This is a genomic window from Demequina sediminis (assembly GCF_030296675.1).
Taxonomy (GTDB): domain Bacteria; phylum Actinomycetota; class Actinomycetes; order Actinomycetales; family Demequinaceae; genus Demequina; species Demequina sediminis.
In genome coordinates this window covers 2391396-2408255 of sequence record NZ_AP027736.1, presented here as the reverse complement: position 1 = coordinate 2408255, position 16860 = coordinate 2391396, and the positions used below count along the sequence as shown (strand labels likewise).

Here is a 16860-nt window from a genome sequence, read left to right as displayed (position 1 = left end):
GACTAGCCCGCCGCGCCGAGCAGCAGCACGCCGGCGTTCTCGAACAGCGACAGCACGGGGCCGGGCACGATGCCGAGCAGCACCACGCCGATCACCGTGATGGCCACCACGGCGCGCGCGAGCGGGCTGTGGTCAACCTCGACCGCGTCCTCCTGGCCCTCGGGAACGTCCGTGAGGAACATGAGCACGATGAGGCGCACGTAAAAGAATGCGGCGGCGGCGGACGCGATGACAGCGACGAGCACGAGCGGCCACGCGCCCTCGGACATCGCGGCGGAGAACGCCACGAACTTGCCCACGAAGCCCGCGGTCAGCGGAATGCCGGCGAACGAGAGCAGGAACAGCGCCATCGCTCCCGCGAGCCACGGCGAGCGGTGGCCGAGCCCGGCCCACTGGCCCAGGCGCGTCGCCTCGCCCAGCACGGTGCCGTCCTCGCCGCGCTCACGCACCTGCGTGATGACCGCAAACGCGCCCAGCGTCGCGAGTCCGTAGCTGAGCAGGTAGAACGGCAGTGCGCTGAGGGCATCGGCGGGGAAGCCCGCCAACGCCACGAGGATGAAGCCCGCGTGCGCGATCGACGAGTACGCGAGCATGCGCTTGAGCTCGGTCTGCACGAGCGCCACGACGGTGCCCAGCAGCATCGACAGAATCGCGACGGTCCAGATGAGCCACGACAGCTCCCACGCGAGGCCGTGAAGTGCCTCGTACGACACGCGGAGGAGCGCCGCGGTCGCCGCCGCCTTGGTGGCGGCCGCCATGAAGGCAGTGACCGGAGTCGGGGCGCCCTGATAGGCGTCGGGGGTCCACGAGTGGAAGGGCACCGCGCCCAGCTTGAACAACAGTCCCGACATGACCAGCACGGCGCCGGAGAGGATCAGCGGGTCGAGGCCCGTCACCGTGGCGATGCCCTCGGACACGCGCACGAAGTTCGTGTCTCCCGTCGCGCCGTACAGCAGCGCGGCGCCGAACAGGAACAGCGCCGACGAGAACGCCCCGAGCAGGAAGTACTTGAGCGCGCCCTCGTGGGAGAGGAAGCGGCGCCTGCGCGCGAGAGCGACCAGGATGTACAGCGGCAGCGAGAACACCTCGAGCGCGACGAACAGGAAGATGAGGTCCGTCACCGAGGTGAAGAGCATCATGCCGCCCACCGCGAACAGCGCGAGCGGGAAGACCTCGGTCACCTGGAAGCCCTTGCGACGCGCGAGGGTCTCCTCGGCGGTGCCGGGGGCAACCGAGCCGAGCGGGGTGAACGCCTCCTCGCCCGCGCGCGTGCGCGCGGCAAACAGCAGCGCGCCGAGCGCCCCGAAGACGAGGATGACGATCTGCCACGCGAGCGCCTGCCGGTCGACGGTCATCATGCCGTCGAGCACGATCGTGCCCGCGCCGTCGAGGGTCGCCCACTGCACCGCGGCGACCGCCGCCGCGGCCACGAGAGACACGACGGACAGCGTCAGCAGGACGATGCGCCGGGTGGCGGGGGTGCGCACGAACGACTCGATCAGGATCCCGATCGCGGCCGCGCCGAGCACGATGATGACGGGCGCCAGCGGCGCCCACGCGATCTCTGGGGTCACGAAGCTCACTCGCCAGCCTCCTCGATGGACACGATGGACACGAGGTCCGCGGCGGGCTCACGCAGGGTGTCGAGCGCGATGCCCGGCAGGAATCCGAGCACGAGCATGAGGCCCACCAGGGGCCACAGCACCGCACGCTCGCGCAGGGACAGCTCGGGCGTGGACGCGCGCTCCTCGCGCACGGGTCCCGTGAAGACCCGCTGGTACGTCAGCAACACGTAGAGGGCGGCCAGCACCACGCCGACCGCGGACACGATCACGGCGACCTTGGCCACGCCAAACGCGCCCACGAGCACCATGATCTCGGACACGAAGGGCGACAGTCCCGGCAGCGCGAGTGCGCTGAGGCCGATGACGAGGAACGTGCCTGCGAAGACAGGGACGACTCGCTGCAGTCCGCCGTATGCGGTGACATCCGCGGTGCCGTGGCGCTCGATGAGGAAGCCCACGACGAGGAACAACGCACCCGTCGAGAGGCCGTGGTTGAACATGTACAGCGCGGCACCCTCGATCGACGTCTGCGTGAACGCGAAGATGCCGAGCACCATGATGCCGAAGTGGCTCACCGAGGTGAAGGCCACGAGACGCAGCATGTTGACCTGGCCGATCGCGAGCAGCGCCCCGTAGATCACGGAGATGACGGCGAAGACGATGATCGCGGGCGCGGCCCAGCGCGCGGCGTCGGGGAACAGCGCGACGCCGAGCGTGATCATGCCGAACGTGCCGATCTTGTCGAGCACCGCGACCAGGAGCGCCGTGGTGCCGGGGCGTGCGTTCTCCGCGACGGTCGGCAGCCACGTGTGCACGGGGACCATGGGCGCCTTGATCGCGAAGGCGAAGAAGAACGCCAGGAAGATCAGCCGCTCGGTGGTGGTCGACAGCTCGAGGCCCGTGAGGTTGTCCGTGAGGAAGGCCTGCTCGCCGCCGGGGCCAGCGAAGTACAGCGCCACGACGCCCACGAGCATGACGAGCCCGCCCGCGAGGGAGTACAGCAGGAACTTCACCGCGGCGTAGCGGCGCTGCGCGCCGCCGAACGAGCCGATGAGGAAGTACAGCGGAATGAGCATCGCCTCGAACAGCACGTAGAACAGGAAGACGTCGCGCGCGGCGAAGATACCGACCATGAACGCCTGGCCCAGCAGGATCAGGGCGAGGTAGTGGGTCTGGCGACCCGGGGCATCGTCCTGACGCCATCCCGCGAGGATGACGAGCGGCACGAGGATCGCGGCCAGCACGATCATCAGGAGGCCGATGCCGTTGACGCCGAGCGCCCAGCTCGCGCCGATCTGCGGGATCCAGGCGTAGGTCTCGGAGAACTGGATGGAGCCGGCGGCCGCCGTGTCGAACTGGAGGAACAGGACGACGGCGAGCACGAGCTCGATGGCCGTGACGGCGAGCGCCACCTCACGCGCACGAGTGCGGGCGGCAGCGGGCAGGGCCCACAGCACGCCGGCGCCCAGCGCGGGCAGCGCGACCATGACGGTCAGGATCGGGAACATGGTTTAGAGACCCCCTGCACCACGACGAAGATGACGATGACAAGACCCACGAGCATGGTCAGCGCATACGAGCGCACCTGGCCGTTCTGGGCGCGACGCACCACCTCGCCGGTACGTGACCAGGCCTCGGCCTGCTTGTCGACGGCACCGTCGACCACCGCGGCGTCCGCGTAGACGAGCGTGCGGGTGAGGTGAGTGCCGGGGCGCTCGAACACCCCGCGGTTGACCGAGTCCTGGAACATGTCGTTGCGCGCGGCGACCGTGGCGAGGGACGCCGTGGGGGCCGTCGTGGGGACGTCCGCGGCGCCGTACTTGCGCCATGCCCCCCACACGCCGAGCGCCACCAGGAGCAGCGTCGCGGTCATGATGACGGGGATGGGCAGCACGGGCTCGTGGTGCTCGACGTGACCCGTGACCGGCTCGAGCCAGTGGCTGAAACGGTCACCCAGCGCGAGGAAGAGGCCCAGGAAGGCCGACCCGACGGCGAGGATGATCATGGGAACCGTCATGAGGGCGGGCGACTCGTGCGGGTGCTGGTCGTCGGTCCAGCGCGCCTTGCCGTGGAACGTCATGAAGAACAGTCGGGACATGTAGAACGCGGTGAGTCCGGCGCCGATCAGCGCGGCGCCACCCAGGATCCAGGGCTGTGCGCCCTCACCCACGAACGCGGCCTCGATGATCTTGTCCTTGGACCAGAAGCCCGAGAACGGCGGCACACCCAGGATCGCGAGCCAGCCGAGGCCGAACGTGATCCACGTGGTGACCATCGCGGTGCGCAGCGCCCCGAAGCGGCGCATGTCGACCTGATCCTGCATGCCGTGCATCACCGATCCGGCACCCAGGAACATGCCCGCCTTGAAGAAGCCGTGCGTGACGAGGTGGAAGATCGCGAACGCGTAGCCGACCGGGCCGAGGCCGGCCGCGAGCATCATGTAGCCGATCTGCGACATCGTCGAGGCGGCGAGCGCCTTCTTGATGTCGTCCTTCGCGAGGCCGATCAGCGCACCGAGGATGAGCGTGAACGCACCGACCGCGGCGACCACCGTCTGCGCGGCGGGTGCACCCTCAAAGATCGGCGCCGAGCGCACGATGAGGTACACGCCGGCGGTGACCATCGTCGCGGCGTGGATGAGCGCGGACACGGGCGTGGGGCCCGCCATCGCGTCGCCCAGCCAGGACTGCAGCGGGAACTGTGCCGACTTTCCGGTCGCGGCGAGCAGCAGCATGAGGCCCGTCGCGGTGAGCGTCGCGGTGGACGCCTCAGGGGCGGCGGCGAACACGGTCGCGAAGTCCACCGCGCCGAAGCTCGCGAACATGAGGCCCATCGCGATGATGAGGCCGATGTCGCCCACGCGGTTGACCACGAAGGCCTTCTTGGCGGCGGTTGCGTACTCGGGCTTCTGGTTCCAGAACCCGATCAACAGGTACGACGCGAGGCCCACGCCCTCCCAGCCCACGAAGAGCAGGAGGAAGCTGTCGGCGAGCACCAGCAGCAGCATCGCCGCGACGAACAGGTTGAGGTACGCGAAGAAGATCCGGCGATTCGGGTCGTGCTCCATGTACGCCACGGAGTACACGTGGATGAGCGTGCCCACGAAGCTGACGAGCAGCACGAAGGTGAGCGACAGCGGGTCCACGAGCAGGCCGGCGTCGAGGTTGAGCTCGCCGCCGGGAATCCACGAGAACAGGTGCACCGCGTGCGAGCGCTCTTCCGCGTCGAGGCCGAGCATCTGGATGAAGGCGCCGAGACCGACGACGAAGGTCGAGCCGGAGGCGATCACCCCGAGCCAGTGTCCCCAGGGGTTGGCGCGCGTGCCCGCGAGGAGCAGCACGAGGCTGCTCGCCAGGGGCACGGCGATGAGGAGCCAGGTGAGGTCAAGCATGGTCAGCCCTTCAGCTCGGCGGGCTCGTCGAGCGAGATGGTCTGGCGTGCGCGGAACACCGCGATGATGATCGCGAGGCCCACCACGACCTCGGCAGCGGCGACGACCATGACGAAGAACGCCATGACCTGGCCGTCGATCTCACCGTGGATGCGCGAGAAGGCCACGAGCGCGAGGTTGGACGCGTTGAGCATGAGCTCGACGCCCATGAACGCGACGATCGCGTTGCGACGCAGTAGCACGGCGGCGGCGCCGATCGCGAACAGGATCGCGGCGAGGATGACGAAGTTGATGGGGTCCATCAGCGGCCGTCCTCCTTCGAGGTGGAATCGCGGTACGAGGAGTCGGGTCGCGTGGGGTCGTCCAGAGTCGCGCGGAAGGACTCGCCCTCTTGCGTCTGGTCTCGCATCTCGAGCACGCGCGAGATCGACGCCTCGATGGGCTTGCCCTCGGGATCGAGCGCCGGCACGTCGAGCGCGTTGTGGCGCGCGTAGACGCCGGGCATCGGCTTGTTGACGGGGTCGGCCCCCACGCGCACGCGGTCGCGCTGCACCTCGAGCTGGGTGCGGCGCGGCTTGAGGCGCGGCACGTGCGTGAGCACGAGGGCGCCCACGGCGGCCGTGATGAGCAGGAAGCCCAACACCTCCATCACGAGCACGTACCGCTCGAAGAGCATGAACGCGATGACGTCGGGCTCACCCGAGACGCCTTCCTCCGCGACGGGGATCGACACGCGCGTGACGATCGACACGAGGAAAGCGCCCAGGCCGAGCGCGGTGACGAGCCCGATCCACCGCTGGTTGCGGATGGTCTCGCGCAGGTCCTCGCGCTGGTCGACGCCCACGAGCATGAGGACAAAGACGAACAGCATCATGACGGCGCCGGTGTAGACGACGATCTGCACGACGCCGAGGAACGGCGCGCCCAGCGTCACGTACGCGGCCGCGAGGCCCACCATCACGAGCACGATCGACATCGCGATGTAGACCGTCTTGCGCGCGAAGAGCAGCGCGAGCGAGGGGATCACCGTGATCGCGGCGATGATCCAGAAGAGCACGGGGTTAACCACGACGTGCCTCCTCGGTGGCCGGCTCCTTGGCGCGGTTCTCGGGAAGCGTCGGGTCCTCGGGACGCTGCTCGCGCACCCACTCGACCTGCTCCTTGACCGGTCCGGTGACCTCGCCGCGGTAGTACGAGCCATCCGTCGTGCCCGGCACCATCGGGTGCGGGGCCGCGAGCATGTTCGCGCCCATGGGGGCAAGCAGGTCCTGCTTCTCGTAGATGAGGCCCTCGCGCGTCGGACCGGCGAGCTCGTACTCGTTGGTCATGGTGAGGGCACGCGTCGGGCACGCCTCGATGCACAGCCCACAGAAGATGCAGCGCAGGTAGTTGATCTGGTAAACGCGGCCGTAGCGCTCGCCGGGGCTCACCTGGTGCTCGGGCGTGTTGGAGTCGGCCTCGACGTAGATCGCGTCCGCGGGGCACGCCCACGCGCACAGCTCGCAGCCGATGCACTTCTCGAGGCCGTCGGGGTGACGGTTGAGCTGGTGGCGGCCGTGGTAGCGCTGCATCGGCGGCGTCTTCACCCGCGGGTACTGCTCGGTCACCGTGGGACGGAAGAAGTTGCGCAGGGAGACGCCAAAGCCGGCGACGGGCGCGAGCGCCTCGCCGATCGGACCCTTCTTGGGCAGGTTGGACTCGAAGGTCTCGCGCTTGCCGTCGCGCTCGCGATTGACCTTCCAGACCTCGTCGGACCCGCTCACTCGGAGTCCTCCTCTCGCTTGCCAGCATGCGCGTCGACCGTGCGGCCGGAGCGCGGCGATGGGGGCAGAACCTGGTGGGGCAGCGGCGGCACGGGGTAGCCGCCGGCAAAGGCGTCGAGCACCTCGGGCCCGCTGTCCTCGGGTTCGGCCTCGGCCTTGGTCTTGCTGTCGGACACGAAGCTCCACACCGCGATGACCAGCAGCACGCCGATCGCCCCCGCCACGGCGTCGAACACGTTGAGGTCGCGGTCGAAGTGGTCGAAGGCGGCGCGGCCCACCGCGAAGAACACGAGCCAGCCGAGTCCGACGGGGATGAGCACCTTCCAGCCGAACTTCATGAACTGGTCGTAGCGGAAGCGCAGCACCGAGCCACGGATCCACACGAACACGAACATGAGCAGCCAGATCTTGAGGATGAGCCACAGCGGCGGGAAGATCCCGGTGTTGAGGAACTCGTAGCCGGGCCACGAGGCCGGCCACGGCGCACGCCAGCCTCCCAGGAACAGCGTCGACGCAACCGCGGACACGTTGATCATGTTCATGTACTCGGCGAGGAAGAACCACGCGAACTTCATCGACGAGTACTCCGTCATGAAGCCGGCGACCAGCTCGCCCTCGGCCTCGGGGAGGTCGAAGGGCAGGCGGTTGGTCTCGCCGACCATCGAGATCACGTAGAGGATGAAGGCGGGGAACAGCGGCCACACCCACCAGCGGTCCATCTGTGCATCGACGATGCCCGCGGTGCTCATCGTGCCCGACAGCATGAAGACGGTGACGAGCGACAGGCCCATCGCGAGCTCGTACGAGATCACCTGGGCGGTCGAACGGATCGCACCCATGAGCGGGTAGGTCGAGCCGGAGGCCCAGCCACCCAGGACGATGCCGTACACGCCGAGGGCAGCGCACGCGAGGATGAACAGCACGGCCACGGGGAAGTCGGTGAGCTGCAGTGGCGTCGAGAAGTCGGTGCCGTAGATCCGCGTGTCGGGTCCGAACGGAATGACGGCGAAGATCAGCAGCGCGCAGAACACGGAGATCATGGGCGCCGCGATGTACAGCACCTTCTCCGAGTTGCGGACCGTGATGTCCTCCTTGAACAGGAGCTTCATCGCATCCGCAACCGACTGCAGGAGGCCGAAGGGGCCTCGCATGTTTGGCCCGGGACGCTCCTGAAGACGGCCGATCACGCGGCGCTCGAACCACACCGCGAACAGCACCGAGGTGAGCAGGAACACCAGGATGAGGACCGCCTTGACGATCACCACCCACAGCGGGTCACTCGCGAGCTGCTCCGCCACGGGCGACTGCACGGCCGGCAGGACTGCGGTCATCACGCCGCCCCCTTCACGGTGACGTGGGCTCCGGCGGACGCGCGCAGGTCGCGCGCCACCCACGAGCCCGGAGACTTGACGGGCACCCACACGACGCCGTCGACCATGTCGGTGACGACGGCGGGCAGCTCGATCGCACCCGCCTCGGTCGAGATCGTCACGGCGCCCGCGACTCCAAGCGAGTCCGCGGTCGCCTGCGACAGGCGGGCCACGGCGACGCGGCCGGTGCCCGCGAGGTACGGCTCGCCGTCCTGGAGCGAGCCCTCGTCGACCAGCTGGTGCCACGTCGCGAGCACCGCGGTGCCCTTCTTGGGCTTGGCGGTGCGTGCCGGCTTGGCGGACGGCGCGGCGGGCCGCTCCCCTCGCCCGCTGCGCCCAGCGCGGCGAGCTCGGCGTTGACGGACTCGACGGTCGCGGTGCCGAGCTCGACGCCCCACTCGCGGGCGAGCAGGTCGAGCACGCGGTGGTCCGACATCGCGTCCGTGTGGATCGCGGTCGCGAAGGACCGCAGGCGGCCCTCCCAGTTGACGAACGTGCCCGACTTCTCGGACGGCGGGGCGACGGGAAGCACCACGTCTGCCGCCTGCGCGATCTCGCTGCGACGCACCTCGAGGGAGACCACGAAGCCCGTCGCGGCCAGCGCGGCCTCGACGTCGGCGGTGAGGTCCGAGGCGCTCACGCCACCCACGACCAGGGCACCGATGCCGCCCTCGGCTGCGGCGGCCAGGATGCCCGCGGTGTCGCGGCCCGCCGCGGACGGCAGGGAGTCGACGCCCCACGCCTGCGCGACGGCGGCACGGGCCGCCTTCGACGACACGGCGCGACCGCCGGGCAGCAGGCCAGGCAGCGCTCCGGCCTCGACGGCGCCGCGCTCTCCCGCGCGACGCGGGATCCATGCGAGTCGCGCGCCGGTGGACGATGCAAGGTCGAGGGCGGCGGTGAAGGTCCCCTTCGCCTCCGCGGCCCTCTCGCCGAGCACGATGACGGCACCCGGCTGAGCCAGTGCCTCGCGGACGTCGGCGGGAAGGTCGGCAAGCGCACCCGGCTCGCGACCGGGGACGGTCGGCACGAGGGTCGCGTCGAGCTTCTGCGCTCCGCGCGTGAGGAACGGCGCGACGGCGACCACGCGCTGGCGGCCGAGAGACTTGCGCAGGCGCAGGAACACCACGCCGCCCTCGTCCTCGGCCTCGAAGCCCACCAACACCACGACGGGCGCCTTCTCCAGCTCGCCGAAGGTCACGCCGAGGCCCGTTCCGGCCACGGTCGCTCCCAGGAACGACTGCTCCTCCTCGGACGCGACGCGCGCACGCGCATCGACATCGTTGGTGCCCAAGACCGCGCGCGCGAACTTCTGGTACGCGTACGCATCCTCGAGCGTCACCCGGCCACCCACGAGCACTCCGGTGCCACGGGCGCCTGCGACGGCATCGTCCCCCTCGACGGGCGCCGTGGCGGCACGAATGCCGGCGGCCGCGGCCGCCAGCGCCTCGGGCCACGAGGCCTCGACCAGCTCGCCGTCCTTGCGGATCAGCGGCCGCGTCAGGCGGTCGTCGAGGTTCTGCCACGTGAAGGCGAACCGGTCCTTATCGGTGATCCAGTCCTCGTTGACGACGGGGTCGTTCTCCGCGAGGCGGCGCATCACCGTGCCGCGGCGGTGGTCGATGCGAATCGCGGCGCCCGACGAGTCGTGCTCGGCGATCGACGGCGACGACACCAGGTCGAACGGTCGCGACCGGAAGCGGTATGCGGCCGACGTCAGCGCACCGACGGGGCAGATCTGCACGGTGTTGCCCGAGTAGTACGAGGAGAACGCGCGGCCGGCCTCGTCCTCCGCGGCCGCGCCCACGGGGCGGTAGCCGTCAAAGTCGAGCACGTCCTCGTCGAACGTGCCGATCTGCTGACGAGCGCCGCGGTTCTGCAGGTCGATGAACGCGTCGCCTGCGATCTCCTTCGAGAAGCGCGTGCAGCGCTGGCACAGGACGCAGCGCTCGCGGTCGAGCAGGATCTCCGAGCTCAGCGCGAGAGGCTTCTCGAACACGCGCTTGACGTCGACGAACCGGCTCTCGGGGCGACCGTGGCTCATCGCCTGGTTCTGCAGGGGGCACTCGCCGCCCTTGTCGCACACCGGGCAGTCGAGCGGGTGGTTGATGAGCAGCAGCTCGAGCACGCCCTTCTGCGCGCGGTCGGCCTCCTCGGAGGTGTGCTGCGTGTTGACCACCATGCCGGGGGTGACCGTCATGGTGCACGATGCCTGGGGCTTGGGGAACGCGCGCAGGTTGCCGTCGGGGCCGGGGCTGGCCACGTCGACGAGGCACTGGCGGCACGCGCCGGCCGGCTTGAGGGCGGGGTGGTCGCAGAAGCGCGGGATCTCAATGCCCACCTGCTCCGCCGCGCGAATGATGAGCGTGCCCTTGGGCACGGAGACCTCGGTGCCGTCGATGGTCAGGGTGACCAGCTCGACGGCCTCCGCTGCCGGCTTGTCCGCGGTCGCGGTCATGCGTGCGCCTCCTCGGTGGCGGGCGTGTCGGAGTAGGGGACGAGCGCGGAGGCGCCGTGGTCGAACGGGCAGCCGCCCTGCTCGACGTGCGCCTCGTACTCCTCGCGGAAGAGCGTGACGGAGCTGATGATCGACGACGTCGCTCCGTCGCCGAGCGCGCAGAAGGAGCGCCCCGCGATCGAATCGCACGTGTCGAGCAGCTGCTGGATGTCGGCCTGCGTGCCGCGGCCGCCCTCGATCCTCTTGAGGATCTGGGTGAGCCAGTACGTGCCCTCGCGGCACGGGGTGCACTTGCCGCAGGACTCGTGCTTGTAGAACTCGGTCCAGCGCGTCACGGCGCGGACCACGCACGTGGTCTCGTCGAAGAGCTGGAGAGCGCGCGTGCCGAGCATCGACCCCGCGGCACCCACCGACTCGTAGTCGAGCGGGGTGTCGAGGTGGTCCTGCGTGAAGATCGGGGTCGACGAGCCGCCCGGGGTCCAGAACTTGAGCTCGTGGCCCTCGCGGATTCCGCCGGCGAGTTCGAGCAGTTCGCGCAGCGTGATGCCGAGCGGGGCCTCGTACTGGCCCGGCCGCGTGACGTGACCGGACAGCGAGAACAGGCCCATGCCCTTCGAGCGCTCGGTGCCCATCGCGGTGAACCAGTCGACGCCGTTCGCGATGATCGACGGGACGGAGGCGACCGACTCGACGTTGTTGACCACGGTCGGGCGGGCGTAGAGGCCCGCGACGGCGGGGAACGGCGGCTTGAGGCGCGGCTGGCCGCGGCGTCCCTCGAGCGAGTCGAGCAGCGCGGTCTCCTCGCCACAGATGTACGCGCCGGCGCCGGCGTGAACGGTGACGTCGAGGTCGAATCCGCTGCCGTGGATGTTGGTGCCCAGGTGGCCGGCCTCGTAGGCCTCGCGCACGGCCTGCAGCAGGCGGCGGTACACATGCACCACCTCGCCGCGCAGGTAGATGAAGGCGTGGTTGCAGCCGATCGCGAACGACGTGATCGCGACGCCCTCGATGAGGGTGTGAGGGGCGGACAGCAGGGTCGGGATGTCCTTGCACGTGCCCGGCTCGGACTCGTCGGCGTTGACCACGAGGTAGCGCGGTCCGCCGTCATCCGGCGGCAGGAAGCCCCACTTCATTCCGGTCGGGAAGCCGGCGCCGCCACGACCGCGCAGGCCCGAGTCCTTCACGGCCTGCACGATGTCGGTCGGAGCCATGCCGAGCGCGGTCTTCAGCGCCCCGTAGCCGCCGGCGGCGGTGTACGTGTCGATGCTCCAGGACTTCTCGGCACCCCACGTGGCGCTGAGGACGGGAACGAGCGCGGTCACTTGGCTCCCTCCGTCCAGCCCTGGGCCTTCGCGGCCTCGAGACCGGCGAGGGTCGGCGCGCCGACCCCTGGTCCTCGTCGGCGCGGCCGTCCTCGAAGCCGGCGAGCACGCGCGACACCTCCTTGAACGAGCACACCTTGGCGGGGCCGCGCGTGGGCGCGACGTCCTTGCCCGCGCGGAGGTCATCGACCACCTGCTTGGCGCTCTCGGGGGTCTGGTTGTCGAAGAACTCCCAGTTGACCATCATGACGGGCGCGTAGTCGCACGCCGCGTTGCACTCGAGCCGCTCGAGCGTGATGGTGCCGTCCTCGGTGGTCTCGTCGTGACCGACCCCCACGTGCTCCGACAGCTCGTCCCAGATGCGGTCGCCGCCCATGACGGCGCACAGCGTGTTGGTGCACACTCCCACCTGGTACTCGCCGTTGGGGCGGCGCTTGTACTGCGTGTAGAACGTCGCGACGGCGGAGACCTCGGCGGCGGTGAGCTCGAGCTGGTCCGCACAGAACTGAATGCCGTCGGGCGAGACGTAGCCGTCGACCGACTGCACGAGGTGCAGCATGGGGAGCAGCGCGGAGCGCTTCACGGGATAGCGGCCCATGATCTGGGCGGCATCCGCGGTGAGGCCCGCGAGCGTGGACTCGTCGTAGGTCATCGGTCGACCCCTCCCAGCACCATGTCGATCGTGGCGATCGCCACCACCACGTCGGCGACCTGGCCGCCCTCGGTGAGGATGGACAGCGCCTGCAGATTGTTGAAGCCGGGGTCCCTGAAGTGGGCGCGCCACGGCTTGGTTCCGCCGTCGGAGACCAGGTGGACGCCGAGCAGGCCCTTGGGGCCCTCGATCGCCTGGTACACCTGGCCGGCGGGCACCTTGAAGCCCTCGGTCACGAGCTTGAAGTGGTGGATGAGCGACTCCATCGACTCGCCCATGATGTGGCGAATGTGATCGAGGGAGTTGCCCTGGCCGTCCGCGCCCACGGTGAGCTGAGCGGGCCACGCGATCTTCTTGTCCGCGACCATCACGGGCTGACCCACGCTGGCCTCGAGCCGGTCCGCGCACTGCTCGATGATCTTGAGCGACTCGTAGCACTCCTCGAGGCGCAGGACCACGCGAGAGTAGGCATCGGCCTCCGTGGAGGTGGGCACCTGGAAGTCGTACGTCTCGTACCCGCAGTAGGGGTCGGACTTGCGCACGTCGTACGGCAGTCCGGCGGAGCGCAGGATCGGGCCGGTGATGCCCAGCGCCATGCAGCCCGCGAGATCGAGGTTCGCGACGCCCTGGAGGCGACCCTTGAAGATCGGGTTCGCGAGCTGCAGGTCCGCGAGCTCGTCGAGGCGCTGGCGGACCAGCGGGATCATCGCGCGAATCGCCTCGACCGCACCCTCGGGCGCGTCGATCGCGACGCCGCCAGGGCGGATGTACGCGTTGTTCGTGCGCAGTCCCGTGATCATCTCGATGACCCTGAACGTGTCCTCGCGGCCGATGAACGCGGTGGTCATGACCGTGGTCGCGCCCATCTCGTTGCCGCCGGTGCCGATCGCGACCAGGTGCGATCCGATGCGCGTGAGCTCGGCCATGAGCACGCGCAGCACGCTCGCACGCTCGGGGACGTCATCGGTGATGCCCAGCAGCTTCTCGATGCCGAGGCAGTAGACCAGCTCCTGGGACATCGACGCGACGTAGTCCATGCGCGTGCAGAACGTCACGCCCTGCGTCCAGGTGCGGTACTCCATGTTCTTCTCGATGCCGGTGTGGAGGTAGCCGATTCCCGCGCGGGTCTCGGTCACCACCTCGCCCTCGATCTCGAGCATGACGCGCAGCACGCCGTGGGTCGACGGGTGCTGGGGACCCATGTTGACGACGATGCGCTGCTGCGCGAGGCGCGCGGCCTCGTCGGCAATCTCGCTCCAGTCGCCGCCGTAGGCGCTGTACTCGGGGGCGTCCGGGTCCTCGACAAAGGCGCCGGTCGCGTGCGGGGCGGTCCTCTCCTGGGTCATCGGTACTGCCTCCGGTTGTCGGGCGAGGGGATCTCGGCGCCCTTGTACTCGACGGGGATGCCGCCCAGCGGATAGTCCTTGCGCTGCGGGTGGCCTACCCAGTCGTCCGGCATCTCGATGCGCGCGAGCGACGGGTGGCCGTCGAAGACGATTCCGAAGAAGTCCCAGGTCTCGCGCTCGTGCCAGTTGTTCATCGGGTAGACCGAGACGATCGACGGGATGTGCGGATCCGCGTCGCCCACGGCTACCTCGAGGCGGAGGCGACGGTTGTGCGTGATCGACTGCATCGGGTAGACGGCGTGCAGCTCGCGTCCGGCGTCCGCCGGATAGTGCACGCCGCTCACGCCCAGGCACATCTCGAAGCGCAGGTCCTGGTCGTCGCGCAGGTACGAGCAGACCTCGAGCAGGTGCTCGCGCGCGATGTGCAGCGTGAGTTCGCCGCGGTCGACCACGACGTGCTCGATCGCGGCCTCGGCACGCTCGCCCAGCAGCTCCTCGAGCACGTCGACCACACCGTCGAACCACTCGCCGTACGGGCGCTCGGAGGCCCCGGGCATCTGCACGGGCTTGACCAGCAGGTCGTAGCCAGACGTGTCGCCGCGCGCGCCGAACATGCCCTCGCGCACGTTGATGAGGGTGATGGTCTCGCGCTCTCCCGGCTGGGGCCCGCCCTGGGCGGCGCCGGTGCCGGTGAGGTCCTGGGACTCGCTCAACGCAGCAGGCCCTTCATCTCGGAGGTGGGGGTCGCGACCAGCGCGGCGGCCTCGGCCGCCGCGGCGATCTCGCGACGGTTGCGGCCCATCGGGGTCTCGCGCACCTGCTTCTGGAGCTCAATCAGCGCGTTGAGCAGCATCTCGGGACGCGGCGGGCAGCCGGGAAGGTAGATGTCGACCGGCACCACGTGGTCGACGCCCTGCACGATCGCGTAGTTGTTGAACATGCCGCCCGAGGAGGCACACACGCCCATCGACAGCACCCACTTGGGCTCGGCCATCTGGTCGTAGACCTGGCGCACGATGGGCGCCATCTTGTTCGACACGCGGCCGGCGACGATCATCATGTCCGCCTGACGCGGCGATCCACGGAAGACCTCGGAGCCCAGGCGCGCGATGTCGAAGCGCGGCGTGCCGGTGGCCATCATCTCGATCGCGCAGCACGCGAGGCCAAAAGTCGCGGGCCACAGCGAGCCGGCCCGCATGTAGCCCACGAAGTCCTCGACCGTGCCGAGCATGAACGGAGGTGCGCTCTCTTCGATACCCATGGTCAGTCCCACTCAAATCCGCCGCGGCGCCACTCATACACGAAGGGGATCGTGATGAGGACAAGGAAGGTCATGATCGCGATCAGCCCGAACCACCCGAGCGCGTTGTGCGCGACCGCCCAGGGGTAGAGGAAGACCACCTCGATGTCGAACACGATGAAGGTCATCGCGACCAGGTAGTACTTGATGGGGATGCGTCCGCCGCCCGCCGCGCCCGGCGTGGGCTGCAGTCCCGACTCGTACTGGTCGAGCTTGGCCGCGTTGGCCCGCTTGGGGCCAAGCATCGAGCTCACCAGGAGCCCTGCTGCGGCGAGGAGGCCGGCGATCACCATCATGACGATGATCGGCACGTAGGGATTCACAGTCGTCCTTCCGTCCTGCTCGAGTTCGCCGATGCCGTCATGCTGCCGGGGCGACCCGGGTCAGGGCAGACAGCAACTTGTCCGCCCAGGTGCCGCCGCGCGGCTCGTAGACATCTGCCAGCAGTCTAGACGTGAATTCCATGACCAAAGGACTAGGAAGCCCGTACCGCGTGCATGCTTTCATCACGGCCGGATGCTCGACCAGCGCGGCAAACACGCGGCCCAGCGAGTAGTAGCCGCCGAGGTCGTCCTTCATCATGCGCGCATAGCTCGCGAGCGCCGCCTCCTGGTCGCGGACGCCCGTCGCCGACCTCCACGCGACGGCCGCCTCGGTCGCGCGGCGCGCGGCCTGCATCGCGTAGGCGATTCCCTCGCCGTTGAACGGGTTGACCATGCCGCCCGAGTCGCCCACGAGCATCATGCCGGGCACGTAGTGCGGCTGACGGTTGAACGCCATGGGGATCGCGGCGCCCTTGATGTCGCCCTCGATCTCTCCGAACTCCCAGTCGTGGGCCGAATGCGCGAGCCAGTCGCGCATCATCGCGCGGTGGTCGAGCTTCGGGGGCGTGCCCTTGGCGCTCAGCGTGCCGAGTCCCACGTTGGCCGTGCCGTCGCCCAACGGGAAGATCCACCCGTATCCGGGCAGGAGGTTCGAGCGACCGCGCTCGCCGTCCCAGATCTCGAGGTGGCCCTCCATCCACTCCTCCGCGTGACGCGGGGTCGTGAGGTACGTGCGCACCGCGACGCCGATCGGGCGGTTCTGCTTGCGCTCGATGCCCAGCCCCAGCGCGATCCTCGCGCTCACGCCATCGGCGGCGATCACCAGCGGCGCCCGAAACTCGGTGGGCTCGCCCACCTTCCTGCCCTTGGCATCGGTCTCGCGGGCGATCACGCCCACGACGCGGCCGCCACCCGCGTAGCCGTCCTGGCGCTCGTCACGAATCGCGGCGTCGACGTGCCAGCCCTCGCGGACGTCGGCTCCCGCGGCGCGGGCGTGCTCCGCGAGGCGGTGGTCGAACTGCGCGCGCGGCAGCGACAGCCCGTAGCGCGGGAACTCGTCGAGGTCGTGCCACGGAAACTCGAGGCGGTGGCCCCCACCGACCATGCGCAGGCCGTGATTGGGGATCCAGCCCTCCTCGCGCGGGGTCTCGAGGCCGATCAGCTGGAGCTCGCGCACCGCGCGCGGCGTGAGGCCGTCGCCGCACACCTTCTCGCGCGGGAAGCGCGTCTTTTCGAGGGCGATCACGTCGAAGCCCTCGGCGGCGAGGTAGCGGGCGGCGGCGGCCCCTCCGGGACCCGCCCCGATCACGATGACATCGGCCTCAGTACGCACCGGACGAGTCTACTGTCGCGTCCGCGTGGCGAGACTC

General features: G+C 69.5%; 13 protein-coding genes and 2 pseudogenes. All 15 read right to left on the bottom strand.

Annotated features, from left to right (window positions below; all coding sequences use genetic code 11):
- Positions 1-2: 2 nt before the first annotated feature.
- Positions 3-1583, bottom strand: coding sequence for an NADH-quinone oxidoreductase subunit NuoN (gene nuoN, locus QUE44_RS12325; protein WP_286214889.1), 1581 nt, complete (start codon positions 1581-1583; stop codon positions 3-5).
- A complete protein-coding gene (locus QUE44_RS12320; RefSeq protein ID WP_286214888.1) occupies positions 1580-3073 on the bottom strand; it encodes an NADH-quinone oxidoreductase subunit M in 1494 nt (497 codons plus the stop codon). The genes nuoN and QUE44_RS12320 overlap by 4 nt, the downstream gene beginning before the upstream one ends.
- On the bottom strand, positions 3058-4956 hold the full coding sequence (gene nuoL / locus QUE44_RS12315; protein ID WP_286214887.1) for an NADH-quinone oxidoreductase subunit L: 1899 nt from the start codon (positions 4954-4956) through the stop codon (positions 3058-3060). The genes QUE44_RS12320 and nuoL overlap by 16 nt, the downstream gene beginning before the upstream one ends.
- 2 nt (positions 4957-4958) lie before the next feature.
- On the bottom strand, positions 4959-5258 hold the full coding sequence (gene nuoK, locus QUE44_RS12310; RefSeq protein WP_286214886.1) for an NADH-quinone oxidoreductase subunit NuoK: 300 nt from the start codon (positions 5256-5258) through the stop codon (positions 4959-4961).
- Entirely contained in the window at positions 5258-6025 is a 768-nt protein-coding gene (locus tag QUE44_RS12305; protein ID WP_286214885.1) for an NADH-quinone oxidoreductase subunit J, read from the bottom strand. The genes nuoK and QUE44_RS12305 overlap by 1 nt, the downstream gene beginning before the upstream one ends.
- Complete coding sequence (gene nuoI / locus QUE44_RS12300; protein ID WP_286216770.1) at positions 6018-6647, bottom strand: NADH-quinone oxidoreductase subunit NuoI; 630 nt, start codon at positions 6645-6647, stop codon at positions 6018-6020. The genes QUE44_RS12305 and nuoI overlap by 8 nt, the downstream gene beginning before the upstream one ends.
- 68 nt (positions 6648-6715) lie before the next feature.
- Positions 6716-8050: an NADH-quinone oxidoreductase subunit NuoH gene (nuoH, locus tag QUE44_RS12295; protein ID WP_286216769.1), complete on the bottom strand. Its 1335-nt coding sequence runs from the start codon at positions 8048-8050 to the stop codon at positions 6716-6718.
- Positions 8050-10547, bottom strand: a pseudogene (locus tag QUE44_RS12290) (NADH-quinone oxidoreductase subunit G). Before QUE44_RS12290 ends, nuoH begins: the two are co-directional and overlap by 1 nt.
- Positions 10544-11869 (bottom strand): NADH-quinone oxidoreductase subunit NuoF, encoded by a 1326-nt coding sequence (nuoF, locus tag QUE44_RS12285; RefSeq protein ID WP_286214884.1) that lies wholly within the window; start codon positions 11867-11869, stop codon positions 10544-10546. The pseudogene QUE44_RS12290 and the gene nuoF overlap by 4 nt, the downstream one beginning before the upstream one ends.
- An 11-nt stretch (positions 11870-11880) precedes the next feature.
- A pseudogene (gene nuoE, locus QUE44_RS12280) lies at positions 11881-12521 on the bottom strand (NADH-quinone oxidoreductase subunit NuoE); the annotation flags it as partial.
- On the bottom strand, positions 12518-13867 hold the full coding sequence (locus QUE44_RS12275; RefSeq protein ID WP_286214883.1) for an NADH-quinone oxidoreductase subunit D: 1350 nt from the start codon (positions 13865-13867) through the stop codon (positions 12518-12520). The pseudogene nuoE and the gene QUE44_RS12275, both read right to left, overlap by 4 nt.
- Positions 13864-14580 (bottom strand): NADH-quinone oxidoreductase subunit C, encoded by a 717-nt coding sequence (locus QUE44_RS12270; protein ID WP_286214882.1) that lies wholly within the window; start codon positions 14578-14580, stop codon positions 13864-13866. Before QUE44_RS12270 ends, QUE44_RS12275 begins: the two co-directional genes overlap by 4 nt.
- On the bottom strand, positions 14577-15128 hold the full coding sequence (locus QUE44_RS12265) for an NADH-quinone oxidoreductase subunit B (RefSeq protein WP_286214881.1): 552 nt from the start codon (positions 15126-15128) through the stop codon (positions 14577-14579). The genes QUE44_RS12270 and QUE44_RS12265 overlap by 4 nt, the downstream gene beginning before the upstream one ends.
- Positions 15129-15130: 2 nt before the next feature.
- Positions 15131-15478, bottom strand: coding sequence for an NADH-quinone oxidoreductase subunit A (locus QUE44_RS12260; RefSeq protein ID WP_286214879.1), 348 nt, complete (start codon positions 15476-15478; stop codon positions 15131-15133).
- Positions 15479-15527: 49 nt separating this feature from the next.
- Positions 15528-16823, bottom strand: a complete 1296-nt coding sequence (locus tag QUE44_RS12255; RefSeq protein ID WP_286214877.1) for a geranylgeranyl reductase family protein — start codon at positions 16821-16823, stop codon at positions 15528-15530.
- Positions 16824-16860: the final 37 nt, after the last annotated feature.